Origin of the sequence: Rahnella sp. RcJ3 (genome assembly GCF_009498575.1) — a bacterium.
GTDB classification, from domain to species: Bacteria; Pseudomonadota; Gammaproteobacteria; order Enterobacterales; family Enterobacteriaceae; genus Rahnella; species Rahnella aceris.
In genome coordinates, this window is sequence record NZ_QSNX01000006.1 from 233,708 (window position 1) to 258,771 (window position 25,064).

Genomic DNA, 25,064 nt, shown 5'->3' on the forward strand with positions numbered 1-25,064 from the left:
AATTACCGTACCTTCAGCGTCGCCAGGCCAATCAGCACCAGCATCAGCGAAATAATCCAGAAGCGCACAATAACGCGCGGTTCCGGCCAGCCTTTAAGTTCGTAGTGATGATGGATAGGCGCCATACGGAAAATGCGCTGCCCACGTAACTTAAAGGACCCAACTTGTAAGATTACCGACAGGGTTTCGACAACAAACACACCGCCCATAATCACCAGCAAAAACTCCTGACGCAGCAGCACAGCGATAGTGCCCAGCGCGCCACCCAGCGCCAGAGAACCGACATCGCCCATGAAAACTTGTGCCGGATAGGTGTTGAACCACAGGAACCCAAGCCCGGCACCGACAATTGCGGTACACACGATCACCAGTTCACCTGCATGACGCAGATAAGGGATGTGCAGGTAGCTGGCGAAATTCATGTTACCGGTCGCCCATGCCACCAGCGCAAAGCCCGCCGCGACGAAAACCGTTGGCATAATCGCCAGCCCGTCCAGACCATCCGTCAGATTGACGGCGTTACTGGTACCGACAATCACAAAGTAGCTCAGCAGGATGTACATCAAACCCAGCTGCGGCATGATGTCTTTAAAGAACGGCACCACCAGCTCGGTCGCTGGCGTGTCTTTACCAATGGCATACATCGTGAAAGCGGCGGCCAGCGCAATGACTGACTGCCAGAAGTATTTCCAGCGGGCGATCAGCCCCTTGGTGTCTTTACGCACGACTTTGCGATAGTCATCGATAAAGCCCACCACACCGTAACCCAGCAATACGAACAGCACACACCACACGTACGGATTGGACGGATAGGCCCACATCAATACGGAAATCGTGATAGACGCCAGAATCATCAGGCCGCCCATCGTTGGTGTACCACGTTTACTGAAATGTGATTCCGGGCCGTCGTTACGGACAATCTGGCCGAAAGACATTTTCTGCAGACGGGCAATCATGCGAGGCCCAATCCACAGCGACAGGAACAAAGCGGTCAGCAGGCTGACAATGGCGCGAAACGTCAGATAAGAAAAGACGTTGAAGCCGGAATAATATTTGACCAAATGTTCGGCCAGCCAAACTAACATGTTGCATTCTCCTGTAACGCGCGTACTACCTGCTCCATTGCGGCACTACGTGAACCTTTAATCAAAACGGTAATTACCGCATGTTCAGACAGTAAGCTCGTTAAACGGGCCGTCAGGGCTGCCTTATCTTCCAGATGTTCACCACACCCGCTGACATCACTGATGATGCGGCTGTCATGACCAATGCTGAATACTTTGTCGATACCGGCGTCGCGGATAGCTTCACCGACCTGACGATGGCAATGTTCGCTTTCAGCGCCCAGTTCAGCCATATCGCCCACTGCCATCACGCGGTAGCCCGGCATTTCCGCCAGCACCTGTGCGGCAGCGGTCATTGAACCCACATTCGCGTTGTAGCTGTCATCAAGCAAGGTTTTGCCCTCGCTGATAACGATCGGGAATAAGCGCCCTTTCACGGATTGCAGCGTCGCCAGCCCGGCGCGCACGTTCTCCGGCGATGCACCGACAGACATTGCCAGCGCAGCCGCAGCGAGTGCGTTAGCGATATTGTGACGACCCGGAACCGGCAGCGAGACATCAATGCTGCCCTGAGGAGAATGCAGAGTGAACGTGGTATTCAGCGGGCTGATGTTGACATCAGTGGCACTGAAATCGATGCCTTCACCGAAAGTGGGAGAGAAACGCCAGACGGTTTTACCGTTCAGCTTATGCTGCCAGTTCGCCCAATCGTTGTTATCCGCATTGATCACGGCAATGCCGTTTTCCGGCAGCCCATCGAAAATCTCGCCTTTCGCACGAGCCACGCCTGCGAGGGAACCGAAACCCTCCAGATGTGCGGCGGACAAGTTATTCACCAGCGCCGTTTCAGGTCGTGCCAGGGCAGTGGTGTAGGCGATTTCACCCGCATGATTCGCACCCATTTCGATGACAGCAAAATCATGTTCTGCCGTTAAGCGCAGCAACGTCAGAGGAACGCCAATGTCGTTATTGAAGTTGCCTGCGGTATACAGCACATTGCCGCACTCGCGCAAAATCGCCGCGGTCATCTCTTTCACAGACGTCTTGCCGGAAGAACCGGTCAGGCCGACGACACGCGCCGGAACCTGCTGACGCACCCAGCCGCCCAGTTGCCCGAGCGCAATACGGGTGTCAGCAACCACTAACTGAGGAACATCTACCGGTAAGCGCTTACTTACCAGTAAAGCCCCTGAACCGGCTTTTACGGCATCAGCGGCAAAGTCGTGGGCATCGAATTTTTCGCCTTTCAGGGCGACAAACAAACAGCCTTCAGTGATCTGACGGGTGTCCGTCGTCACGCTGTCAATTTGAGTATCAGTGCCGATGAGCTCAGCGTTGAGCGCATCAGCCAGCGTTTGCAGGGAAACACGGATCATGCGATCACCCCCAGCAAACGTGCAACCGTCACACGGTCGGAATAGTCGAGACGCTGGTTTCCGACGAGCTGGTAATCCTCATGCCCTTTACCGGCAATCAACACAACGTCGTCTTCTTTCGCCTGCATGATCGCGCTGGTGACTGCTTCTGCGCGGCCATGGATTTCCTGCACACGTCCTGCATCAAGCAGACCGGCAAGGATATCTGCAACGATAGCGCGAGGCTCTTCGCTGCGAGGATTATCATCGGTAACAATCACGCGGTCAGCGTATTGCTCAGCAATAGCGCCCATCAGCGGACGCTTGCCTTTATCGCGATCTCCACCGCAACCAAAAACGCACCACAACGTGCCACGACAATGTAGCCGCGCTGCCGCCAGCGCTTTTTCCAGTGCGTCAGGAGTGTGCGCATAATCAACCACCGCCGTAGGTTTACCCGGCGCATTGAAAACTTCCATACGGCCACAAACCGGTTGCAGCTGAGAGGCGGTCACCAGTAATTGCGCCAGCGGATAATCCAGAGAAAGCAGCGTGGCCAGCGCAACCAGCAGATTGCTGACGTTGAAGGCCCCCATCAGGCGGCTCTCCAGCTTGCCTTCACCCCAGCTTGAATCGATGTTTACGGTGGCACCGTTATCGTGATAATTCACGCTACGTGCCACCAGCCAGCGGCCACTCCAGCCTGCCGGAATTTTGTCTTCCATGCTGACCGCAATCGCATTTGGCGTTTTCGCCAGCCAGCGTGCACCGACTTCATCGTCAGCATTGATAATTTTTTGACCGACCTGATGTGAGGCGAAAAGCTGCCATTTGGCATCTTCATAGCTTTGCATATCACCGTGGTAATCAAGGTGATCACGGCTCAGGTTGGTAAATGCGGCAGCGGCAAACGGCAGTGCGGCAACACGGTGCTGAACCAGCCCGTGTGAAGAAACTTCCATTGCGGCAAAGGTTGCACCCAGTTTCACCAGGTCAGCCAGAATGTGCTGAACCTGTACGGCAGAACCGGTGGTGTTTTCCGCTGGTATCACGTTATCCAGCAGGCCATTGCCCACAGTGCCCATCACGGCACTGGTTTCGCCCAGCAACTGGCTCCATTGCGCCAGCAGTTGCGTGGTCGTGGTTTTGCCGTTGGTGCCAGTTACGCCAACCAGACGTAATTCTTTGCCCGGTTGCTGGTAAAAACGTCCCGCCAGCTCTGACAGCAGAATATTGAGATCCTCAAGATAAACCACCGGTACGCCATGCATCTGGCAGACCGTTCCGTGCTGTTGCTCACCCTTTGCCTCGGCCACAACGGCGGCGACGCCCTGGGCAATTGCCTGGGGAATAAAACGACGCCCGTCACTGGTATGGCCTGAAACCGCGACAAACAGATCGCCGGCAGCCGCAACGCGGCTGTCCAGAATCATGTCTTTTAGCGCTACCGCCGGGGCATCACTCACCCAGGGCGCTAAGATGTCGCGCAAATTACGATCTGCCACCTGAAGCCTCTTTTTGATTATTCACTATGTCTGCGTTTTCATCGGCAGTCAGCGCATCCGGTTCAACGTTCATGGTGCGCAATACGCCGCCCATGATGGCGCCAAACACCGGTGCGGAAACGGCCCCACCGTAATATTTCCCTGCCTGTGGATCGTTGATAACCACCACAAGGGCAAATCTTGGATTGCTTGCTGGCGCAACGCCGGCGGTATAGGCAATGTATTTGTTAACGTACTTCCCATCCGGGCCGACTTTTTTTGCGGTACCGGTTTTAATCGCAATGCGATAGCCCTTGATTGCCGCTTTCACGCCACCGCCGCCAGGCAGTGCCACGCTTTCCATCATATGCACAACGGTACGTACCAGCGGTTCAGGGAAGACGCGCTCGCCGGAAACCGGCGGATCAACTCGTGTGATCGACAATGGGCGATAAACGCCCATGCTGCCGATTGTTGCGTAGACTCGCGCTAGCTGGAGAGGTGTCACCATTAGCCCGTAGCCGAAAGAGAAGGTGGCCCTCTCTATGTCAGACCACCGTTGTTTTTTAGGGTATAAGCCACTGCTTTCTCCGACCAGCCCCAAATTGGTCGGTTTTCCCAATCCGAATCGCGAGTAAGTATCTACCAGCTCAGCGGATGGCATCGATAACGCCAGTCGTGAAACACCGACGTTACTCGACTTCTGCAAGATACCCGTAACGGAAAGCTCCGCGTAACGGGCCACATCTTTAATCTCATGACCGTTAATCCGGTACGGCAAAGTATTCAGTACGCTGTTCTCGCGCACCACACCGTTTTTCAATGCCGTCATCACCACCATCGGTTTCACTGTGGAACCCGGTTCGAAGATGTCGGTGATGGCACGGTTACGCATCACGTCTTTTGGCGTATCCGGCATGTTGTTCGGGTTGTAGGACGGGCTGTTAGCCATCGCCAGCACTTCACCGGTTTGCACATCGACCAGCACCGCAGTGCCCGACTCCGCTTTGTTGAATGCCACGGCGTTGTTAAGCTCGCGGTAAACCAGCGCCTGCAAACGCTCATCGATGCTGAGCGCCAGATTGTGTGCCGCCTGGCTGTCTACAGTAGAAATATCCTCGATGACGCGCCCGAAGCGGTCTTTACGAATGGTACGTTCACCCGGTTTACCGGTCAGCCAGCGGTCAAAACTCTTCTCGACGCCTTCAATACCTTCGCCGTCGATATTGGTGACGCCAATAACATGCGACGTCACCTGCCCGGCCGGGTAATAGCGGCGGGATTCCTGACGCAGGGAAATCCCCGGCAGTTTGAGTTTACGGATATATTCGCCGACCGCAGGATTGACCTGACGCGCCAGATACACGAAGCGCCCATTTGGATTGGCAGTAATGCGGGACGAAAGTTGGGCAAGAGGCATATTCAGTGCATCGGCCAGCGCTTTCCATTTGGTATCGGAGGTGATACCGCCGCGATCGCTAATTTCTTTTGGGTCAGCCCAGATGGCATTAACCGGTACACTGACCGCCAGCGGGCGACCAGAGCGATCGGTAATCATGCCACGGGAGGTTGGAATGGTTTGTACGCGAAGGGAACGCAGGTCACCTTCCTTCACCAGCTTATCCGGATTAATCACCTGCAGATACGCCACACGCAACATCAGGCCAACCAATGCCAGCAGGATACAAGCGCACAACAACGCAAAACGCCAGCTGATAAAGCTGGCTTGATTTTCGGGACGCTTTAACTTCGCGGTGCGTGTTGCTTTCATTCGCTGCCTGTATTCTCCGTGCGCATTTTAAGGCTGAACCACAATAATTTCTTGAGATGGATCAACGTGTTGCATTTGCAATTTCTCCGTTGCGATGCGTTCTACCCGGCTGTGATCACCGAGGGCGTTCTCTTCAAGGATCAGGTTGCGCCATTCAATGTCCAGCGCATCCCTTTCCAGGACTAATTGTTCACGCTGAGCCGTCAGCAAACGCGTACGGTGAGCGGTAGTGACCACTAAAATTGCACTGACCAAAACGGCGATCATCAGAATTAACGGGATCTTGCCGTTGCGAAGGATATCGCTGGCGATCACTCCCACTAATCCGTGGCGTTCGTTGCCTATCACGCTGTTGTTCTCTCAGCAAAACGCAGAACAGAACTGCGTGCCCGCGGGTTCTCTGCCACTTCGGCTTCAGAGGGCATCATTTTCCCGACTGATTTCAGAGAACGTCCGCCAAGTTCCGCGATTTGCGCTTCCGTCATCGGGATACCGGCTGGCACCTGCGCGCCACGGCTATGCTGACGGATGAAGCGTTTCACAATCCGGTCTTCCAGAGAGTGGAAGCTGATCACGGATAAACGTCCTTCAGGTGCCAAAATTTCCAGTGCGCCATCCAGCGCACGTTCAATCTCTTCCAGCTCACTGTTGATGTAGATACGGATCGCCTGGAAGCTGCGCGTGGCCGGATGCTTGTGCTTCTCACGCACTGGCGAGGCATTAGCGATCAGATCCGCCAGCTCTTTAGTCCGGGTCATCGGCAATTCGCGGTTACGCTCAACGATCGCGCGTGCAATGCGTTTGGCAAAACGCTCTTCACCAAAAGTTTTCAACACCCAGGCAATATCTTCGGCTTCAGCTTTCATCAGCCATTCAGCTGCTGAATAACCACGGGTAGGATCCATACGCATATCCAGAGGCCCGTCACGCATAAATGAGAATCCACGTTCAGGATCATCAAGCTGAGGAGAAGAAACGCCTAAATCCAGCAGTACGCCGTCGATCTTGCCTTCGAGACCCCGATCCCGCACATAGTCGGCCAGATCAGAAAAAGGTCCGTGAACGATAGAGAAACGCGGATCATCAATAGATTCTGCGGCTTTGATCGCCTGTGGATCACGGTCAATCGCCAGCAAGCGTCCGTCCGGCCCAAGCTGGGACAGAATCAGACGTGAATGGCCACCACGGCCAAAAGTTCCGTCTATGTAAATGCCGTCCTGTCGAATGTTGAGGCCGTTAACGGCTTCATCCAGCAAAACGGAAGTGTGTTTGTAGTTTTCAACCATGCTTATAATGACAAGTCCTGTAATCGGTCAGAAAGTGGCTCCTGAGACGATTGTTCAGCGTCGATGTCTTCCTTAACTTGTTGATACCAGGTCTGTTCATCCCACAATTCAAACTTATTGAACTGCCCAACCAGCATCACTTCTTTTGCGAGCCCGGCATGCTGACGCAATGTTGTTGCAATCAGCAGACGCCCGGCGTTATCCATCTGACATTCACTGGCATGCCCCAGTAAAAGGCGCTGAATACGGCGCTCAATGGGGTTCATACTCGACAGACGGGACAATTTTTGTTCGATAACTTCCCACTCAGGGAGGGGGTAAAGGAGGAGACATGGGTGATGGAGGTCTATGGTGCACACCATTTGACCTTGCGATTCTTCGCTCAGTAAATCCCGATAACGGGTGGGTACGGCAAGTCGCCCTTTACTGTCGAGGTTAACCATCGTCGCGCCACGAAACATGACCGCTCTACCCCTCTGTGACCCTTTTCACCACTTTCCCCCACAAATTCCCACAGAAAAGAGTTTACGGATGGTTTTAAAACCTTGTCAAGCCAGAGCGGAGACGGTTTGGCAATATTTACGCAGCCACACAAATGCTTAGCGCAATGTGATGAGGTTTTTTAGAGGGGGTATAGAAAATAACGTCATGATTAGTTGAAGAAATTTCGGAGGGTTAATAATTTCGTTTAAAAAAAAGCCAAACTGAACATTATTTAACTATTTATATTCTTCTGCTATCCAACTCTCATTTCCTGACCGTTTTGCCTTAACAAAAATCATTTTCAATTTTTTTCTGGCTGTCACGTCTAAATCAACATCATTTTACATGCCAACCCGCATGGCATAAGCCTTCGGGCAGATTTAAAAGCCATCAGTACCGCAGCAAACTCACACCGCTGGAATTTAAGCGGGGAATTCTACAGCACTTTTGCGGCGAGCATTAACGTATTTTAGAAATTGATTGGAAGGTTTATATCAGCGGAAGGAAAGCAAAAACATTTGTTAATAATTCAGCAGTCTGGGAATGCTCCTAAATTGCCCATTAAAGTCATATGGGAATTCTCGTATTTTGATTATCAGAAACGGCAACGCAAATTACCGGAATGTTTTAACGCGATTCAGCAACGGTGAAAAAGACGGGCAGTCAGGTGAATACCCGTCCGGGGTTTATTTGCGGCTCAGGCGACCACGGCGGAACAAATTACGGCGGATACGGGTCAGCCCTGCTTTCGGCTTCTTCGGCTCATCCAGACAGGCCAGAACCAGCTCCAGTACACGTTCAGCCACATCGCGGTGACGCTGCGCCACGGCCAGAACCGGGCATTCGAGGAAATCGAGCAGCTCGTTATCGCCGAATGTGGCAATAGCGAGATTGACCGGTAAACGCCCTTCCATTTTCAGCGTAACGTCCATCACACCCTGTAACAGCTGGAATGACGTCGTAAATAACGCCTGCGGCATCGGGTGCGTTTTTAGCCATTCGGCAAACACTATGGCCGCTGATTCACGATCATAAGCATTGGCATAAAGGTATTCCGGCTGGCGTGGATCTTCAGCCCATGCCTGGCGGAATCCCTGCTCGCGCAGAAAACTCACGGAAAGCTCAGGCAGCGCGCCGAGATACAATACCGATTCAGCAGGAAAGGTGCGCAACTCCTGCGCCAGCATCAGTGCGTCATCCTGATCGGCACCCACAACACTGATGAAGTGTTCGGGATCCAGAGCGCGATCAAGCGCAATGATCGGGAAATCATCGTTGGCCCAGCGCTGATAGAAAGGATGTTCCGGCGGCAATGACGTGGAGATAATGATCGCATCTACCTGACGTTGCAGCAGATGTTCGATGCAGCGCATTTCGTTGTCAGGCTGATCTTCTGAACAGGCGATTAGCAGTTGATAACCCCGCTGACGGGCCTGACGCTCGAGGAAGTTGGCGATTTTGGTGTAACTGGTATTTTCCAGATCGGGGATCACCAGGCCAATAGAACGGGTGCGACCGGCGCGTAAACCCGCTGCCACCGCATTCGGGTGATAGTTATGTTCCTTCACGACAGCCATAACTTTTTCGACTGTCTTATCGCTGACACGATACTGTTTCGCTTTGCCATTAATCACATAACTGGCCGTTGTACGCGAAACGCCCGCTAACCTCGCGATCTCATCCAGCTTCACTGAGAAACCCCTTAATAAAGATAATGCTTTATCTAACCGCAGAAGCCTCTGCCGGGCAAGGTGTTTTACCGAATCGCTTCACCTGTCTCGCAAAAAATAAAGCCCAACTCAAGAGCCGGGCTTTTAAATATCAGATAAGTTTCACATCTTGCTGATTATTTACGCTTTAGCGCATGATTTTGTCGCCACGGGAGACACCCACTACGCCGGAGCGCGCAACTTCGACGATTTCAGCCACATCACGGATAATGGCTAAAAACGCGTCCAGTTTGTCACTGGTACCCGCCAGCTGAACGGTGTAAAGCGTTGCTGTGACATCCACAATCTGACCGCGGAAAATCTCGGTAGAGCGTTTAACTTCTTCCCGGCCATAACCGGAAGCCTGCACCTTCACCAGCATGATTTCACGCTCAACGTGAGCACCCTGCACCAGCTCAGTGACTCGTAATACGTCTACCAGCTTATGCAGCTGTTTTTCGATTTGCTCGAGCACCTTGGCATCACCCACGGTCTGAATCGTCATGCGCGACAAGGTAGGATCATCCGTCGGTGCAACGGTCAGGCTTTCAATGTTATAGCCACGCTGAGAGAACAGGCCAACCACGCGGGACAACGCGCCCGATTCGTTTTCCAGTAATACTGATAAAATCCGGCGCATGATCAGGTCCTCTCCGTTTTGCTTAACCACATTTCGTCCATCGCACCGCCACGGATGTGCATAGGGTAAACGTGTTCTGTTTCATCCACGCTGATATCAACAAATACCAGACGATTTTTCTGTTCCAGCGCCAGCGCCAGCTTGCTTTCTAGCTCATCCGGCGTGCGGATAGCAATACCCACATGCCCGTAAGCTTCCGCCAGTTTCACGAAATCAGGCAGCGATTGCATGTAAGACTGAGAATGACGGCCGGAGTAAATCATGTCCTGCCACTGCTTCACCATGCCCAGATAGCCATTGTTCAGGTTCACGACGATCACTGGCAAATCGTATTGCAGCGCGGTCGACAGCTCCTGAATGTTCATCTGGATACTGCCGTCACCGGTCACACAAATTACCGTCTCATCCGGCAGGCCAAGTTTCACACCCAGCGCAGCAGGCAGGCCAAAGCCCATCGTGCCGAGGCCACCGGAGTTGATCCAGCGACGCGGTTTATCGAACTTATAATACAATGCGGCAAACATCTGATGCTGCCCGACGTCCGACGTAACATAGGCATCGCCTTTGGTCAGACGGTGCAGCGTTTCGATAACCGCCTGTGGCTTGATGGTACCGGTATTTTTGTCGTAGCTCAGGCACTCACGCCCGCGCCAGTTCTCAATATTTTGCCACCAGTCGCGCAGCGCATCGAATTCCTGCTTTTCGTCGCTTTGTGCCAGCAATTCCAGCATCTGAATCAGCGTCTGCTTCGCATCACCCACAATCGGAATATCCGCATTCACGGTTTTGGAAATGGACGTCGGGTCGATATCAATGTGCATAACCGTCGCATTCGGGCAGTACTTCGCCAGATTATTGGTGGTACGGTCGTCGAAACGCACACCTACACCGAAGATTAAATCCGCGTTGTGCATCGCCATATTGGCTTCGTAAGTACCGTGCATGCCGAGCATACCAAGGCTCTGGCGATGGGTACCGGGAAATGCGCCCAACCCCATCAGGGAACTGGTGACGGGCAGATTCAGTTTCTCCGCCAGTTGCAGCAGTTCAGCATCACACTCAGAATTAATCGCACCGCCACCGACGTACAGCACCGGTTTCTTCGCCGCCAGTAAAGTCTGGACTGCGCGCTTGATTTGCCCGCGATGGCCTTGCACCGTCGGGTTATAGGAGCGCATCGCAACCTGATCAGGATAGGCGTAAGGCAGTTTAATCTGCGGGTTCACCACATCTTTTGGCAGGTCGACAACCACCGGGCCAGGACGGCCGGTAGAGGCAAGATAAAACGCTTTTTTCAGCACAGTCGGAATATCTTCCGCACGTTTTACCAGAAAACTGTGTTTCACCACCGGGCGGGAAATCCCCACCATGTCGCATTCCTGGAATGCGTCATAACCGATGAGTGAACTGTGTACCTGGCCGGATAGCACCACTAGCGGAATGGAATCCATATAAGCCGTGGCAATGCCGGTGATCGCATTGGTTGCGCCGGGACCGGAAGTCACCAGCACGACGCCCACGTCACCCGTGGCACGCGCATAACCGTCAGCCATATGAACAGCACCCTGTTCATGTCTCACCAGCACATGATCTATCCCACCGACCGTATGCAGGGCATCATAGATATCCAACACCGCACCGCCGGGATAACCGAATACGTGCTTAACGCCCTGGTCGATTAACGACCGGACGACCATCTCGGCTCCTGACAACATCTCCATGGTTTTGCCTCCAGGCTTTTTGCTTCTTTTATAGGATGACTTGTGTTTCAGCTAGCTGTTCTATCAGCAGCAATTTAAAGATAAATTGCTGAATTTTAGGACTTTCTATCGGGCTCACAAAACCCTGCTGTTCTTATTGGCGTTCAAGAATCTAACTCAGTACCTTAGCGTCAGAACCGGAGTCAGGCAAACGCCAAAAATTCTGCACAGGCATGATTTTATCGCCTCGCACTGCCTTCATTCTCCCGCTCGGGACAAAACACTGCCTGTGAGCACTAACCAGTCAGAAATATCAGGAAGGCTGGAAAAATTACAGTATTAAATTATGTCCATAGCGGACCTGAAACTAAAACGAGGGAAGGAAACCGGCGAAGTGACATACGCCGGTGATTCAGAAAGGAAAGTGATGAAACGGGCAGATGAAGCATTACTCCTGATAAAGCTGATCGATTTCCTTCTGATAACGGCTGAAAATATTTTTGCGGCGCAGTTTAAGGGTCGGGGTCAGTTCACCCGCTTCCATCGTGAAAGGTTTGGTCAGCAACACAAACTTTTTCACCTGCTCAAAACCGGCAAGATCATGCTGAATCTCGCGTAGCTGGTGGGCAAACAGCGAGAGGATCTGCTCGTTTTTCACCAGTCCGGCGCGATTGAAATAATCAATACGGTGCGCCTGGGCATAGACGTTCAGCACATCAAAATCAGGCACGATCAGCGCAGAAACAAAGTGCCTTTCATCGGCGATGACTGCCGCCTGCTCGATATAACGATCCTGCACCAGCGTGCCTTCGATACGCTGCGGAGCAATGTATTTTCCGCCCGACGTTTTCATCAGATCTTTGAGTCGTTCGGTAATAAACACATTCCCTTGTGCATCCATTTTCCCGGCATCACCGGTTTTAAACCAGCCGTCGGCAGTGAAACTGGCCGCCGTCTCTTCCGGTTTATTGAAGTAACCCCGCAGGAGTGTTGGGCCGCAAACCTGAATCTCATTCTCCTCGCCGATCCGCACTTCAATCTCTGGTAACGCCGTTCCGACAGAACCAAAGCGGAAATCATTTTCTTCCCAGCAGGTCACCGTCGCGCACGTTTCCGTCAGGCCGTAGCCGTATTTGATTTTCAGACCGAGTGATTCGAAAAACAGAATGACATTGTCGTCCAGACTTGCACCGGCGGCAGGCAGAAAACGCAGATTGCCACCCAGCAAATCACGCAGCTTTTTTAGCACCAGTTTATCGGCGAGAAAATGCGCAGGCACCAGCCAGAACGGATAACGTTCGCCACGGCGCTCGATCAAAAACTTCTCTTTGCCCTGCCCGACGGCCCAGTGGAAAAGCCGCTTTTTGAGGGTTCCTGCGCGAGAGACTTTGTCGTGGATCGCGCTGAACACTTTTTCATAGAAGCGCGGTACCGCACACATTACTGTCGGTTTAATGGCCTGCAAAGCATCACGCACCAGATCAGTTTCGCGCAGGAAGACGTTTTGCGCACCGCAATGCATCACGAAGAAACTCCACGCGCGTTCAAAAACGTGCGCCAGCGGCAGAAAACAAAGGGAAACATCATGCTCCGAAATGCTCAGACGCCTTTCATGCTGCATCAGTTGCGTCGCCATGCTGCGGTAATCCAGCATCACGCCTTTTGCTTCTCCGGTAGTGCCCGAGGTATAGATAAGCGTGAACAGATCACTCAGGTCACGGGCATTCACCCGCACTTCACGCTCAGCAGCTAAAGCAGCATCCCGGGGAACAACGCCTGAAACATGCCGGGCAATGGGTACGCCACGTAAATCGACATCATTGTCCAGCACCAGTATGTGTTTCAGCTGCGGGCAGAGATCACGCACAGCCACCGCCGCGTCATATTGTTTCTGACCGACGACAAACAAAATACGGACATCCGCATCATTGAGTACATATGCAGACTGCGCGGGTGTATTGGTGGCATAAACCGGCACGGTGACAGCACGCAATTGCAGGATCGCAAGATCTGCTGTCGCCCAGGCCATCGAATTATTCCCGCAAATGGCGATCCGTTCCTGAACGCCCACTTGCTCCTGCAATAACACGTCGGATAAGGCATCCACTTTCTCGCCCAGCTCACGCCAGGTCAGGGCAGATTCTGCCGCTGGCGACCACTCGCGAAATGCAGTCTGTTCAGCGCGGGCAACGACTTGCTGACGAAAACGGGAAATCAGATGGTAATTATTTAAGGTTGGATTCATTGAGCGTTTATACCGGCGTCCAGCGTAGTCAGTAAAAGGAGGGAGCTGACTGCATTGCTCTGTTACAAAGATTTAACGCAGTCTACCGACAAAGATTGCAAGGCGAAATGAAATTGTAGGAGCTGCAGCAGGGTTTTGGAAATATAACGCGGAATTTCTAAGACAAAAAAAACCTGCAGGACTCTAACGAGGAGAAAAAAACCTGCAGGATAAAAAACTATCTGATAAAGAACAGGCAGCCGCTTTCGCTGCGATCACCTCTGCCAAAAAAGTCGTAATGACTGACTGATTACAGAGAAACAACACACTGGCTCAATAATGTTTTCATCCACATATTACCTTTGTCTTTGCTGGATGATTCGTGCCAGGAAAGATAACAAGTCAGCGTATTTTTCATCCACGGCAGTGGAATGACGGATAAATTAAGTATCCCTGCATTTGCCTGTGCCAGCCAGCGCGGCACCAGTGCAACCATCTCGGATTTGGAGACAATTTCCATAACGCTGAACAGATCGGTTCCTTGATAGGAAATCAGCGAAACTAACTCAGAGTCGTCGTAATAAGGTGAACTGAAAGAATAGAAGCGGTCCATCATCATGACAGCATGTTTTTCTTTCAGATACTTTTCATCAGACATATGCGGACTGATACGGGGATGATTTTGCGCCGCGACCAGAACCAGCTCATCATTAAATAAGGCATGATTGCAAAAATCAGCACGCTCAAATTTACGATAACTGATCACAAATTCTATATTCTGGTAACGCAGCTGATGTTCAATATCATCGTTAACAATCGTTTGCAGTTTAACACTGACACCCGGCGATAATTCTTCGGCGGCATTCAGCACCAGGCTGGTGAAGCGTTTATCGAGCGGGCTGCAAATAGCGACATTAAACTGGCGTGTGCTGAGATAAGGGTCAAAACCTGCCCCCGGCAGTTCGTTCATCACCAGTTGCAAAGCCTGTCTGATCGGGCCAAACAGTTGACGTGCGCGCATCGTCGGTTGGATCCCGCGCCCGAAACGCACAAACAAGTCATCATTAAACATCACTTTCAAACGGGCAACGGCATTACTGACCGCTGGCTGGGACATCCCCAACATATTGGCTGCACGTGTAATATTTTGTAATTGCATGACGGCATCAAAAACCGTTAATAAATTTAAATCAACATTGCGAAGGTGCGTTTCTGCCTCAGCGGTTTTAGGTTGTATTTCTGTATCGGCGTCAGACATGATATCCCTCATAATAGACATTCGAATCCAAATAAAATGATTATCTTCAATAATCTATTTCGTAAAGCGCAGCATTGAGATGGTATTGGGGAACATAAATATTGGCAGAGAAAACGCAGCAAATTCTCATCAATTTATTTTCAGAAAAATATGAATTTTTGTTTCCAATAATCAGAAACAGAAATACAAATTTTATTTCCCACAAAGAAACTGATGATATCAAACAGCAAAATATTTCCGTAAACAACATTCTAAAAATGAATAATAAGTTAAGCCATACTAAATCATTTTTAATTCACTGTATTAAATAGAGTATTTATCCAGGTGCCCCCGGGCGGGTGCATTTTTTTTGTTCTTATTTTTCCGCCCCCCTTTAAAACCTTCATCCCGAGTACCTCCGCGACGCCAGTGTTTTATGCTAAATGAGATTCAATATCATTTTGGCGATTTTCTGGAATTTCCACACAGTGAAGGTTGACATACCGCACACATTCCCGTATCACTTTAGTCACTGTTTGAACGATATCCGTTCTGACCACCCGATGATGAGAAGCTGAAACACATGTTCATGATGACCCGTCTCCTAGGCCTACTACTCAACGCAGAATATTTGCGCGGTAAGCCAGTGGGCGAAAATCAGAACTGATTCAACTTCCACAGACAATAAACCCGCGCCGATGCGCGGGTTTTTTTTTATCTCCCGCAGGGCGCGAAAGTAAAAGCAGACAAGGAATAACCCATGAGCGAGCAAGTCATTATTTTCGATACCACGCTGCGTGACGGTGAACAGGCGTTACAAGCCAGCCTGAGTGTTAAAGAGAAGATTCAAATTGCAATGGCGCTGGAAAGAATGGGCGTTGACGTGATGGAAGTCGGCTTCCCGGTCTCCTCTCCCGGCGATTTCGAGTCCGTACAAACTATCGCACGCCAGATTAAAAATAGCCGTGTTTGCGGTCTGGCCCGCTGTGTGGACGGTGACATCGACGCCGCTGCCGAAGCATTACGCGTCGCAGAAGCTTTCCGTATCCACGTCTTCCTGGCCACTTCTACCCTGCACATTGAATCCAAACTGAAGCGCTCGTTTGATCAGGTGCTGGAAATGGCCACGCATTCCGTGAAACGCGCCCGTAATTACACTGACGACGTCGAATTCTCCTGCGAAGATGCCGGCCGTACCCCGCTGGATAATCTGTGCCGCGTGGTCGAAGCTGCAATCAAAGCCGGGGCGACCACCATCAACATTCCTGACACCGTGGGTTACACGACGCCGGTTCAGTTCGGTGGAATCATCACCAATTTGTATGAGCGTGTTCCAAACATTGATAAAGCGATTATTTCCGTTCACTGCCACGATGATCTGGGCATGGCTGTCGGTAACTCCATCGCCGCGATACAGGCCGGTGCGCGCCAGGTTGAAGGCACATTGAACGGTATCGGTGAACGCGCCGGTAACACTGCGCTGGAAGAAGTGATCATGGCGATCCGCACCCGCAGCGACTACATGAACGTTCACACCAACATTAATCACAAAGAAATCTACCGCACCAGCCAGATTGTCAGCCAGATAACCAACATGCCGATCCCGGGCAACAAAGCCATTGTCGGCTCTAACGCCTTCGCACACTCCTCCGGGATCCATCAGGACGGCGTGCTGAAAAACCGTGAAAACTACGAAATCATGACCCCGGAATCCATCGGTCTGAATCAGGTTCAGTTGAACCTGACTTCCCGTTCCGGTCGTGCTGCCGTTAAGCATCGCATGGAAGAAATGGGCTACAAAGAAGCTGATTACAATCTGGATCATCTGTATGCCGCGTTCCTGAAGCTGGCCGACAAAAAAGGTCAGGTTTTCGACTACGATTTAGAAGCACTGGTCTTCATTAACAAGCAGCAGGAAGAACCTGAATTCTATCGTCTGGATAACTTCAGCGTGCAGTCCGGCTCAAAAATTACCGCCACTGCGTCAGTCAATCTGGCCTGTGGCGAAGAAATCATTACCGAAGCCGCTACCGGCAACGGTCCGGTAGATGCCGTGTATCAGGCTATCAACCGCATCACCGGTTATCAGATTGAACTGGTGAAATACCAGCTGAGCGCCAAAGGTCAGGGCCGCGATGCTCTGGGTCAGGTTGACGTGGTCGTCTCCTTCAATGGCCGCCGCTTCCACGGTGTCGGGCTGGCGACAGACATTGTCGAATCCTCCGCAAAAGCGATGGTACACGTACTGAATAACATCTGGCGCAGCAAACAAGTTGAGATCGAAAAACAACGTTTGCAGCAGACAGGTCAGCAACACAACAACATTCAAAATAATCAGGAAACGGTGTGAACATGAGCAAGACCCATCATATTGCCGTCTTACCCGGAGACGGAATTGGCCCGGAAGTCATGGCCCAGGCATATAAAGTTCTGGACGCAGTACGTCAGCGTTTTGGCCTGAAGATCACCACCAGCGAATACGATGTGGGTGGCGCAGCCATCGACAAACATGGCAGCCCGTTGCCGCCAGCGACCGTTGCCGGTTGTGAACAAGCTGATGCGATTCTTTTCGGCTCCGTGGGTGGCCCGAAATGGGAACATCTGCCCCCAAACGATCAGCCTGAGCGTGGCGCATTATTGCCACTGCGCAAACATTTCAAGTTGTTTAGTAATCTGCGCCCTGCCCGCCTGTATCAGGGGCTGGAAGAGTTTTGTCCGTTGCGTGCCGATATCGCCGCAAAAGGCTTCGACATTCTGTGTGTTCGTGAACTGACGGGCGGTATTTACTTCGGTCAGCCTAAAGGTCGCGAAGGTCAGGGCATGCACGAGAAAGCATTTGATACCGAAGTGTATTACCGTTTTGAGATTGAACGCATCGCCCGCATCGCCTTTGAATCAGCGCGCAAACGCCGCAGCAAAGTGACCTCCATCGATAAAGCGAACGTGTTGCAGACTTCCATTATGTGGCGTGAAGTGGTTAACGAAATCGCTAAAGATTACCCGGATGTCAGCCTGAGCCACATGTACATCGATAACGCGACCATGCAGCTGATTAAAGATCCGTCGCAGTTTGACGTGTTGCTGTGTTCAAACTTATTCGGCGACATCCTGTCGGACGAATGCGCGATGATCACCGGTTCGATGGGGATGTTGCCTTCTGCCAGCATGAACGAGCAGGCGTTTGGTCTGTTCGAGCCTGCGGGGGGGTCAGCCCCGGATATCGCCGGTAAAAACATTGCCAACCCGATTGCACAAATTTTGTCCGCCGCACTGTTACTGCGTTACAGTCTGGGTGCTGATGATGCAGCCAATGCTATCGAGCAGGCGGTTAATAAAGCACTGGAAGCAGGCCACCGCACCGGCGATTTAGCTAACGGTCAGCAGGCGCTGGGTACCAATGAAATGGGCGATATCATTGCCCGCTTTGTGAAAGAAGGGGCATAACATGGCCAAAACTCTATATCAGAAATTGTTTGATGCGCATGTGGTTTACGAAGCGCAAAACGAAACGCCATTGTTATACATTGACCGCCATCTGGTTCACGAAGTGACCTCTCCGCAGGCGTTTGACGGCTTGCGTGCGATGGGCCGCCAGGTTCGCCAGCCAGGTAAAACCTTTGCGACCATGGATCACAACGTGTCCACGCAAACTAAAGACATCAATGCGAGCGGCGAAATGGCGCGCATCCAGATGCAGGAATTAATCAAGAACTGTGCTGAATTCGGCGTGCAGTTGTATGACCTGAATCACCCGTATCAGGGCATCGTTCACGTTATCGGCCCTGAACAGGGCATGACGTTGCCGGGAATGACGATTGTCTGCGGTGATTCCCATACCGCCACGCACGGCGCGTTTGGCTCACTGGCATTCGGTATCGGGACTTCGGAAGTTGAACACGTTCTGGCGACACAAACCCTGAAACAGGGTCGCGCTAAAACCATGAAAATTGAAGTGACCGGCGAAGCTCCTGTCGGTATCACAGCGAAAGATATCGTTCTGGCGATTATCGGGAAAACCGGCAGCGCAGGCGGCACCGGTCACGTGGTGGAATTCTGCGGTAAAGCGATTGAAGCGTTAAGCATGGAAGGTCGTATGACCCTGTGCAACATGGCGATCGAAATGGGGGCGAAAGCCGGTCTGGTTGCACCGGATGAAACTACGTTTGCTTATCTGAAGGGCCGTCAGTTTGCGCCGAAAGATCAGAACTGGGACGCGGCGGTCGAATACTGGAAAACCCTGAAAACCGAAGATGGGGCGAAGTTCGACAGCGTTGTTACGCTGGATGCGTCTGAAATCGCACCACAGGTCACCTGGGGTACCAACCCGGGTCAGGTGATGGCCGTGAATCAGACCATCCCGGACCCGGCATCCTTTGCCGATCCGGTAGAACGTGCCTCAGCGGAAAAAGCGCTGGCGTATATGGATTTGCAGCCGGGCATTAAACTGACCGACGTGGCGATTGATAAAGTGTTCATCGGCTCCTGCACCAATTCCCGTATCGAAGATTTACGCGCTGCGGCAGCGGTGGCCAAAGGCCGTAAAGTGGCGAACGGCGTACAGGCCATTGTGGTACCGGGATCCGGCCCGGTAAAAGCGCAGGCGGAAGAAGAAGGGCTGGATAAGATCTTCATCGAAGCGGGCTTTGAATGGCGTCTGCCAGGCTGCTCTATGTGTCTGGCGATGAACAATGACCGTCTGGAACCGGGCGAACGTTGCGCGTCTACCAGCAACCGTAACTTCGAAGGCCGTCAGGGTCGTGGCGGTCGCACGCATCTGGTCAGCCCGGCAATGGCGGCAGCGGCGGCGGTCACCGGCCGTTTCGCTGATATCCGTGAACTGAACTGAGGAAAACACCATGGCTAAATTTACCCAACACATCGGTCTGGTGGTTCCGCTGGATGCAGCTAACGTCGATACCGATGCCATCATTCCAAAACAGTTTTTACAGAAAGTCACCCGTACCGGTTTTGGCCAGCATCTGTTTAATGACTGGCGTTTTCTGGACGATGCCGGTCAGGTGCCAAATCCTGATTTCGTGCTGAACAAACCGCGCTACAAAGGCGCGAGCATTTTGCTGGCACGCGAAAACTTTGGCTGCGGTTCTTCCCGCGAACATGCGCCATGGGCACTGACCGATTACGGTTTCCATGCTGTGATCGCGCCAAGCTTTGCCGATATCTTTTACGGTAACTCATTCAACAACCAGTTGCTGCCAATCACGCTGAGCGACGCCGAAGTGGATGAACTGTTTGAGCTGGTGAAAGCTAACGAAGGCATTCAGTTCGAAGTGGATCTGGAAGCGCAGACTGTTAAAGCGGGCGATAAAAGCTATCCGTTTGTCATCGACAGCTTCCGTCGTCACTGCATGATCAACGGTCTGGACAGCATCGGTCTGACCTTGCAGCACGAAGAAAATATCTCCGGCTACGAGAAGAATCAGCCTGCGTTTATGCAATGATCATTATCTGTAAACGATGAAGAAGGCGGGCCCAGCCCCGCTTTCTTCATCAGCCTTCAGGCATCCCCGAAAGCCTCTGCAAAGTTACCCCTGCATAGTCATCCTGTCTTCAGTTTCTTTGTCACGATTATTTCACTTACAGCGATGGGATCCTGGTACTTGCCTGATAAAAAATCGACTGAACCATAATTTTTTTCGATGGAAATAACATTAATCATATTCAAAACACTTCTAATATTTTTACTCAACAACGGCGAATGCACAAATATCGGCCACCATTTAATTAGCTTTTCTTAGAAACTATAAACTCCATTAATGGAACAGCCTCTCTATATACTTTTTTAATATATTTAGTAATATCTAACATAGGATAAGAAGAGGATGTTTTAAATAATCCTAAATTGGGATCGAGAAAAAAACATTCCGAAGCACTGTAGCGAAACGCCGCAACGGCATGATAGCCAACCTCACCCGGTACCTCAGAAAACCGGAAAGCAATGATCGCTCCGGTGAGAGGGTGAGCCTGACCAAAACTGTTTACCCCGTTAAATAACATGAAATCATTACGTGTTATCAGACGATACTGTAAACCGGGAACGCCAGTTATTCTTTCCTTTTCTGCCTGACGGAAATTTTTATAATTAACAAAGACCTGATGGCGTCCTGTCTGACGTTTCGGATCCTGCTGACTCTCCTTGCAGCTCCTCAGATAGCTCTCGTGCCGCCGGTATGAACGTTCAAGCAATAGCCTCAGCTTCGCAGTATCAGAGGGGATTAAGGCTTTCTTGTCAGGTGTCAGTGGCGTGGAGAACCAACCGGAAAGCCAGCCGGAAAACCAGCCCCCCCTTTGTTGTACCGGCCTTTCTTTTAATATATCGCCCAGCCACGTCAGGCATAACCCAATACAGCAGCCCTCAGATTTTTTCTCATCAATAAATGAATTATATGTTTTCCTGATAAGTACAACTGGAATCATATTTAATACCCTGCATTAGAATTTTAAGAAAGACGATATTATAGAAAATACTTTTCATTAGCCATACAGGTAAAGAGGATGCGAAGTACTTAAAACATTAATCTTTGCAGGATAAAAACAGATATTTCAAAATTATTAAGACGTTGCCGGAACAAGCAAAAAACGGAATATATTATTCAGTTGAATAGGTTAAAGAGCGAATAAATCGCTCATTAACCTTACGTCATTTAAACATCTTTGACTTTATACATCAGCCCGAGCGCCACCACCGCCAGCACAGTTGCTGCCCAGTAGACCGGATAATGGCCGAAGTTTTCCACGATAAAGCCCTGCAGCAACCCCGCGCAAATCACACCGGTGGAAATGCTGTTGGTGAATAGCGTAGTCGCTGAACCTGCCCTTCCCGGCATCAGATCCTGAAAATACAGCATGCCGATCCCCGCCACGATGCCGATGAAAATCGCATTGAACAGTTGCAGGATCATCAGCGCCGCCTTGAACTGAAACGCCACCAGTCCGGCATAGAAAATCACACCACTCGCCACGGCATACAGCATCAGCTTGCGTTTGCCGGTACGTTTCACCAGATACCCGGCCAGCAACATGGCAGGAATTTCCAGCCCGGCCGCCGTCCCCATCAGCAAGCCTGCCAGCCCTTCCGGCAGGCCCAAATCGCTGGTGATGTACAGCGGCATATCAATGACATACATGATATTGCAGGTCCACATCAGCAAAGAAGAAAAGAACAGCAGACGAACATCTTTGTTACGCCAGGCGCTGGCATGCACTACTTTTTCGTCCACTGGCAGTTCAAGGCGTGGTACTGAGGGCAGGAAAAACAGGATCATCAGTATGCTGCCGACAAACACCGCTGCCGCACTCAGGTACATTGGCGTAAAGCCGTAGTTCAACGCCACCATGAACGACAGCGGCGGGCCAAGCACCCAGGCCAGCGAGAGCATCGCACGCATCATCGAGCTGAACATCACCACTTCACTGGCGGAGCGATCCGCATGTTCCCGCGCCAGTGCAAAGAGCTGGGGCATCGACGCGTTACCTATCGCTGCCAGCAACACACCGACAGTGATCAGCACCAGATAATCGCGGCTGAAGGCAAAGACCAGACTGTTGCCGATCGCCATCAGGCAGCAGAACATCAGCAATTTCCGCCGGTCGCCTTTGTTATCGGAACGGTTAGCCAGCAGAAAGCTGATCGCGATCCCCGCGATGGCGTTAACGGTATAAAAGAAGCCGACCCACAATGGCCGGACTTTCACTTCATTGGTCAGAAACAGACTCAGCGTCGGCGCCTGTAATGCACCCGCCACGCCGCACAGCAAGGAGACCACCAGAAAGGTGACATAAATACGATTAAAACGAGGTTTTGACATGACGTCGTCCCTGAGAAATGAATGCAGATAAAGCAAGACAGACAGTGTAGCGAAGTTTCAGTCGGTTCTGGAAAATGAGCATAAAAAAACCAGTGAGTTTCCTCACTGGCTGGTGACAATACACCATTACTCAGAAAATCGAATTTAGTCAGACCTGAAGTCACAGTCGCCGGCGGTATTGCTCGTCGTCCATCGTTTCCATATCCCACTGCGTGAGACGGGACAGAATATCCAGACGGTACTGCACCGGAACCCAGGACAGCCAGTCTGCATGATTTTTAGAGGCGTTTTTTTTGATGGCTTCAAAATAACGCTGATAGAAACGGGCGTTCAGACTGCGTTTCATGATGATCTCCGGTTGTTCACAACAGGCTTTCGTTGAGAAACAGTATCGGCGTAATATGAGGAAAGATAAATTGATGAAGATCGGCCACGGAGTTCCTCTTTTATGTCCTCATCCCGTTTGCAACAACAGTTCATCCGCTTATGGCAAAGCTGTCACGGTGAAGAAACTGAAACGACATTACAGGCACTGTCAGAAGTCCTGAACTGTTCACGCAGACACATGCGCTCGTTGCTCAGCACCATGCAGGGACAGGGCTGGCTGACGTGGGATGCAGAGGCCGGACGCGGCAAACGATCCACGCTGAAATTTTTGTATACCGGGCTGGCACTCCAGCAACAGCGCGCTGAAGAGCTGCTGGAACAGGACAGCATTGATCAGCTGGTACAACTGGTCGGCGACAAAACCCTGGTGCGTCAGATGCTGCTGTCCCAGCTCGGGCGCAGCTTCCGTCAGGGCAAACATATTCTGCGCGTACTGTATTATCGCCCGCTGATGAATCTGCTGCCCGGCACCATGTTGCGCCGTTCAGAAACCCACATTGCCAGACAAATCTTTAGCGGCCTGACACGCATAAATGAGGAAAATGGGGAAGCAGAAGGCGATTTAGCTCATCACTGGCAGGAAGTTTCGCCGCTGCACTGGCGGTTTTATCTGCGCCCCGCCATTCATTTTCATCATGGTCGCGAACTCGAGATGGCAGATATTATCGCCACGTTTATTCGCCTGAAAACGCATCCGCTGTTCAGCAACCTGAAATCAGTCACGACGCCCACGGCAAATGTCATAGATATCCACCTGAATGAACCCGACCGCTGGCTGCCGTGGTTATTTGGCAATATCCACGCGATGATCCTGCCGCAGGAATGGCAGTCACTGCCTGATTTTGCCCGCCATCCGGTCGGCACCGGCCCTTACGCCGTGGTGCGTAATCTGAAAACACAGCTGCGCATCCGCGCCTTTGACGATTATTTTGGCTTCCGGGCACTGATCGACGAGGTGAATATCTGGGTATTACCGGAACTGAGTGAAGAGCTGGTGCATTCCGGCGTACAGCTTCAGGCCGATGAATCAGGCAAAAGCGAGCTGGAAAGTCGCCTTGAAGAAGGCTGCTATTTCCTGTTATTTGACCAGCGTTCGCCGGTCGGACAATCAGAAGAAACACGCCAGTGGTTGTGCGATTTACTCAATCCCATCGCCTTACTGAATAATGCCGAACCGATTTACCAGCGCTACTGGTCTCCGGCGTATGGCCTGCTGCCACGCTGGCATCACAAAGCGCCCCGGCCACGTCCGCCCAAACCGCAAAACCTGACGCAGGTAACGCTGACATTTTACGGCGAGCATTCCGAACATCAGGCGATCTGCAACGCCCTGCGCCCGTTGCTGGCGGAAGAAGGTATCGAACTGATTATTCAGATAGTGGATTACGCAGTCTGGCACCGCGGCGATGCCAAAAGTGATCTGTGGCTCGGCAGTGCCAACTTCACCCTGCCGCTGGAGTTTTCACTGTTCGCGCATTTCTACGAATTGCCGCTGGCAAAGCATTGCTTTAGCGAAGAGATGAACGACGATGCCGCCCTGTGGCACGCCGGGAATTTATCGATGGCGAAATGGAGCCAGAAACAGACGGTCAGCCATCAGATCCATCCCCTGTTCCATCACTGGCTGGTGCTACAGGGGCAACGCAGTATGCGCGGTGTGCGTATGAACACCCTCGGCTGGTTCGACTTTAAATCCGCCTGGTTTGCCCCACCGGACAGTTAATCGGACTATCGCATCGCGCCGTTAATCTCTAGAATGACATCCGTTCTCAACGGGGTGCCCGACTTGTTAAAGCTGCGATGTAAACGCCGTGAGCAAGTTTGGCTGAGATTTGAAACCCGTCGAACCTGATCCGGTTAATCCCGGCGGAGGGATTTGAGACTGCGCGATGCTTACT

Annotated in this window: 20 protein-coding genes and 1 riboswitch; of the genes, 5 read left to right on the forward strand and 15 right to left on the reverse strand. The window is 51.7% G+C overall.

Annotated elements, in window-relative coordinates; genetic code table 11:
• Positions 1 to 2 precede the first annotated feature (2 nt).
• The 12 genes from mraY to leuO form a co-directional block, all read right to left on the reverse strand.
• Positions 3 to 1,085, reverse strand: a complete 1,083-nt coding sequence (gene mraY / locus DXU84_RS10490) for a phospho-N-acetylmuramoyl-pentapeptide-transferase (protein ID WP_013577012.1) — start codon at positions 1,083 to 1,085, stop codon at positions 3 to 5.
• A complete protein-coding gene (gene murF / locus DXU84_RS10495; protein ID WP_119262106.1) occupies positions 1,079 to 2,440 on the reverse strand; it encodes a UDP-N-acetylmuramoyl-tripeptide--D-alanyl-D-alanine ligase in 1,362 nt (453 codons plus the stop codon). Before murF ends, mraY begins: the two co-directional genes overlap by 7 nt.
• Positions 2,437 to 3,924 (reverse strand): UDP-N-acetylmuramoyl-L-alanyl-D-glutamate--2,6-diaminopimelate ligase, encoded by a 1,488-nt coding sequence (gene murE / locus DXU84_RS10500; RefSeq protein ID WP_119262107.1) that lies wholly within the window; start codon positions 3,922 to 3,924, stop codon positions 2,437 to 2,439. The genes murF and murE overlap by 4 nt, the downstream gene beginning before the upstream one ends.
• Entirely contained in the window at positions 3,911 to 5,674 is a 1,764-nt protein-coding gene (locus DXU84_RS10505; RefSeq protein ID WP_013577015.1) for a peptidoglycan glycosyltransferase FtsI, read from the reverse strand. The genes murE and DXU84_RS10505 overlap by 14 nt, the downstream gene beginning before the upstream one ends.
• A gap of 27 nt (positions 5,675 to 5,701) precedes the next feature.
• On the reverse strand, positions 5,702 to 6,022 hold the full coding sequence (gene ftsL, locus DXU84_RS10510) for a cell division protein FtsL (protein WP_013577016.1): 321 nt from the start codon (positions 6,020 to 6,022) through the stop codon (positions 5,702 to 5,704).
• Entirely contained in the window at positions 6,019 to 6,960 is a 942-nt protein-coding gene (rsmH, locus tag DXU84_RS10515; protein WP_037033435.1) for a 16S rRNA (cytosine(1402)-N(4))-methyltransferase RsmH, read from the reverse strand. The genes ftsL and rsmH overlap by 4 nt, the downstream gene beginning before the upstream one ends.
• 2 nt (positions 6,961 to 6,962) lie before the next feature.
• On the reverse strand, positions 6,963 to 7,421 hold the full coding sequence (gene mraZ, locus DXU84_RS10520) for a division/cell wall cluster transcriptional repressor MraZ (RefSeq protein WP_013577018.1): 459 nt from the start codon (positions 7,419 to 7,421) through the stop codon (positions 6,963 to 6,965).
• Between the two features lie 708 nt (positions 7,422 to 8,129).
• Positions 8,130 to 9,134: a catabolite repressor/activator gene (cra, locus tag DXU84_RS10525; RefSeq protein WP_013577019.1), complete on the reverse strand. Its 1,005-nt coding sequence runs from the start codon at positions 9,132 to 9,134 to the stop codon at positions 8,130 to 8,132.
• A gap of 166 nt (positions 9,135 to 9,300) precedes the next feature.
• On the reverse strand, positions 9,301 to 9,792 hold the full coding sequence (gene ilvN, locus DXU84_RS10530) for an acetolactate synthase small subunit (RefSeq protein ID WP_153375629.1): 492 nt from the start codon (positions 9,790 to 9,792) through the stop codon (positions 9,301 to 9,303).
• Positions 9,793 to 9,794: 2 nt separating this feature from the next.
• Positions 9,795 to 11,513 carry an acetolactate synthase 3 large subunit gene (gene ilvI / locus DXU84_RS10535; protein WP_013577021.1) on the reverse strand — a complete coding sequence of 573 codons (1,719 nt, stop codon included), beginning with the start codon at positions 11,511 to 11,513 and terminating at the stop codon, positions 9,795 to 9,797.
• 427 nt (positions 11,514 to 11,940) lie between these two features.
• The gene (locus tag DXU84_RS10540) at positions 11,941 to 13,737 is read right to left on the reverse strand and encodes a long-chain fatty acid--CoA ligase (RefSeq protein WP_153375632.1); all 1,797 of its coding nucleotides are present in this window, start codon (positions 13,735 to 13,737) and stop codon (positions 11,941 to 11,943) included.
• A gap of 289 nt (positions 13,738 to 14,026) precedes the next feature.
• A complete protein-coding gene (leuO, locus tag DXU84_RS10545) occupies positions 14,027 to 14,974 on the reverse strand; it encodes a transcriptional regulator LeuO (RefSeq protein WP_121019702.1) in 948 nt (315 codons plus the stop codon).
• Between the two features lie 739 nt (positions 14,975 to 15,713).
• On the opposite strand from leuO, the gene leuA reads away from it, so the two are divergent.
• From leuA to leuD, 4 genes are read left to right on the forward strand one after another with little or no spacing between them, the layout of a single operon-like run.
• The gene (leuA, locus tag DXU84_RS10555; protein WP_013577024.1) at positions 15,714 to 17,303 is read left to right on the forward strand and encodes a 2-isopropylmalate synthase; all 1,590 of its coding nucleotides are present in this window, start codon (positions 15,714 to 15,716) and stop codon (positions 17,301 to 17,303) included.
• A 2-nt stretch (positions 17,304 to 17,305) separates the two neighbouring features.
• Positions 17,306 to 18,397 carry a 3-isopropylmalate dehydrogenase gene (gene leuB / locus DXU84_RS10560; RefSeq protein WP_013577025.1) on the forward strand — a complete coding sequence of 364 codons (1,092 nt, stop codon included), beginning with the start codon at positions 17,306 to 17,308 and terminating at the stop codon, positions 18,395 to 18,397.
• Between the two features lies 1 nt (position 18,398).
• Positions 18,399 to 19,799, forward strand: a complete 1,401-nt coding sequence (leuC, locus tag DXU84_RS10565; RefSeq protein ID WP_013577026.1) for a 3-isopropylmalate dehydratase large subunit — start codon at positions 18,399 to 18,401, stop codon at positions 19,797 to 19,799.
• 10 nt (positions 19,800 to 19,809) lie between these two features.
• Positions 19,810 to 20,412, forward strand: coding sequence for a 3-isopropylmalate dehydratase small subunit (gene leuD, locus DXU84_RS10570; protein ID WP_013577027.1), 603 nt, complete (start codon positions 19,810 to 19,812; stop codon positions 20,410 to 20,412).
• Between the two features lie 283 nt (positions 20,413 to 20,695).
• Here leuD and DXU84_RS10575 read toward each other — a convergent pair whose 3' ends face one another.
• The 3 genes from DXU84_RS10575 to sgrT form a co-directional block, all read right to left on the reverse strand.
• On the reverse strand, positions 20,696 to 21,388 hold the full coding sequence (locus DXU84_RS10575; protein WP_013577028.1) for a hypothetical protein: 693 nt from the start codon (positions 21,386 to 21,388) through the stop codon (positions 20,696 to 20,698).
• A gap of 227 nt (positions 21,389 to 21,615) precedes the next feature.
• Positions 21,616 to 22,779, reverse strand: coding sequence for an MFS transporter (locus tag DXU84_RS10580; RefSeq protein WP_037033441.1), 1,164 nt, complete (start codon positions 22,777 to 22,779; stop codon positions 21,616 to 21,618).
• Between the two features lie 160 nt (positions 22,780 to 22,939).
• The gene (gene sgrT / locus DXU84_RS10585) at positions 22,940 to 23,125 is read right to left on the reverse strand and encodes a glucose uptake inhibitor SgrT (RefSeq protein WP_037033442.1); all 186 of its coding nucleotides are present in this window, start codon (positions 23,123 to 23,125) and stop codon (positions 22,940 to 22,942) included.
• Positions 23,126 to 23,227: 102 nt separating this feature from the next.
• On the opposite strand from sgrT, the gene sgrR reads away from it, so the two are divergent.
• The gene (gene sgrR / locus DXU84_RS10590) at positions 23,228 to 24,889 is read left to right on the forward strand and encodes an HTH-type transcriptional regulator SgrR (RefSeq protein WP_112197245.1); all 1,662 of its coding nucleotides are present in this window, start codon (positions 23,228 to 23,230) and stop codon (positions 24,887 to 24,889) included.
• A gap of 40 nt (positions 24,890 to 24,929) precedes the next feature.
• Positions 24,930 to 25,059: riboswitch (TPP riboswitch) on the forward strand.
• Positions 25,060 to 25,064 lie beyond the last annotated feature (5 nt).

What these genes read in the sequence shown, in the direction of transcription:
- mraY (WP_013577012.1), bottom strand. Translation starts at nt 1,085, where the DNA reads ATGTTAGTTTGGCTGGCCGAACATTTGGTCAAATATTATTCCGGCTTC.
- murF (WP_119262106.1), bottom strand. Translation starts at nt 2,440, where the DNA reads ATGATCCGTGTTTCCCTGCAAACGCTGGCTGATGCGCTCAACGCTGAG.
- DXU84_RS10505 (WP_013577015.1), bottom strand. Translation starts at nt 5,674, where the DNA reads ATGAAAGCAACACGCACCGCGAAGTTAAAGCGTCCCGAAAATCAAGCC.
- rsmH (WP_037033435.1), bottom strand. Translation starts at nt 6,960, where the DNA reads ATGGTTGAAAACTACAAACACACTTCCGTTTTGCTGGATGAAGCCGTT.
- mraZ (WP_013577018.1), bottom strand. Translation starts at nt 7,421, where the DNA reads ATGTTTCGTGGCGCGACGATGGTTAACCTCGACAGTAAAGGGCGACTT.
- ilvN (WP_153375629.1), bottom strand. Translation starts at nt 9,792, where the DNA reads ATGCGCCGGATTTTATCAGTATTACTGGAAAACGAATCGGGCGCGTTG.
- ilvI (WP_013577021.1), bottom strand. Translation starts at nt 11,513, where the DNA reads ATGGAGATGTTGTCAGGAGCCGAGATGGTCGTCCGGTCGTTAATCGAC.
- DXU84_RS10540 (WP_153375632.1), bottom strand. Translation starts at nt 13,737, where the DNA reads ATGAATCCAACCTTAAATAATTACCATCTGATTTCCCGTTTTCGTCAG.
- leuO (WP_121019702.1), bottom strand. Translation starts at nt 14,974, where the DNA reads ATGTCTGACGCCGATACAGAAATACAACCTAAAACCGCTGAGGCAGAA.
- leuA (WP_013577024.1), top strand. Translation starts at nt 15,714, where the DNA reads ATGAGCGAGCAAGTCATTATTTTCGATACCACGCTGCGTGACGGTGAA.
- leuB (WP_013577025.1), top strand. Translation starts at nt 17,306, where the DNA reads ATGAGCAAGACCCATCATATTGCCGTCTTACCCGGAGACGGAATTGGC.
- leuC (WP_013577026.1), top strand. Translation starts at nt 18,399, where the DNA reads ATGGCCAAAACTCTATATCAGAAATTGTTTGATGCGCATGTGGTTTAC.
- leuD (WP_013577027.1), top strand. Translation starts at nt 19,810, where the DNA reads ATGGCTAAATTTACCCAACACATCGGTCTGGTGGTTCCGCTGGATGCA.
- DXU84_RS10575 (WP_013577028.1), bottom strand. Translation starts at nt 21,388, where the DNA reads ATGATTCCAGTTGTACTTATCAGGAAAACATATAATTCATTTATTGAT.
- DXU84_RS10580 (WP_037033441.1), bottom strand. Translation starts at nt 22,779, where the DNA reads ATGTCAAAACCTCGTTTTAATCGTATTTATGTCACCTTTCTGGTGGTC.
- sgrT (WP_037033442.1), bottom strand. Translation starts at nt 23,125, where the DNA reads ATGAAACGCAGTCTGAACGCCCGTTTCTATCAGCGTTATTTTGAAGCC.
- sgrR (WP_112197245.1), top strand. Translation starts at nt 23,228, where the DNA reads ATGTCCTCATCCCGTTTGCAACAACAGTTCATCCGCTTATGGCAAAGC.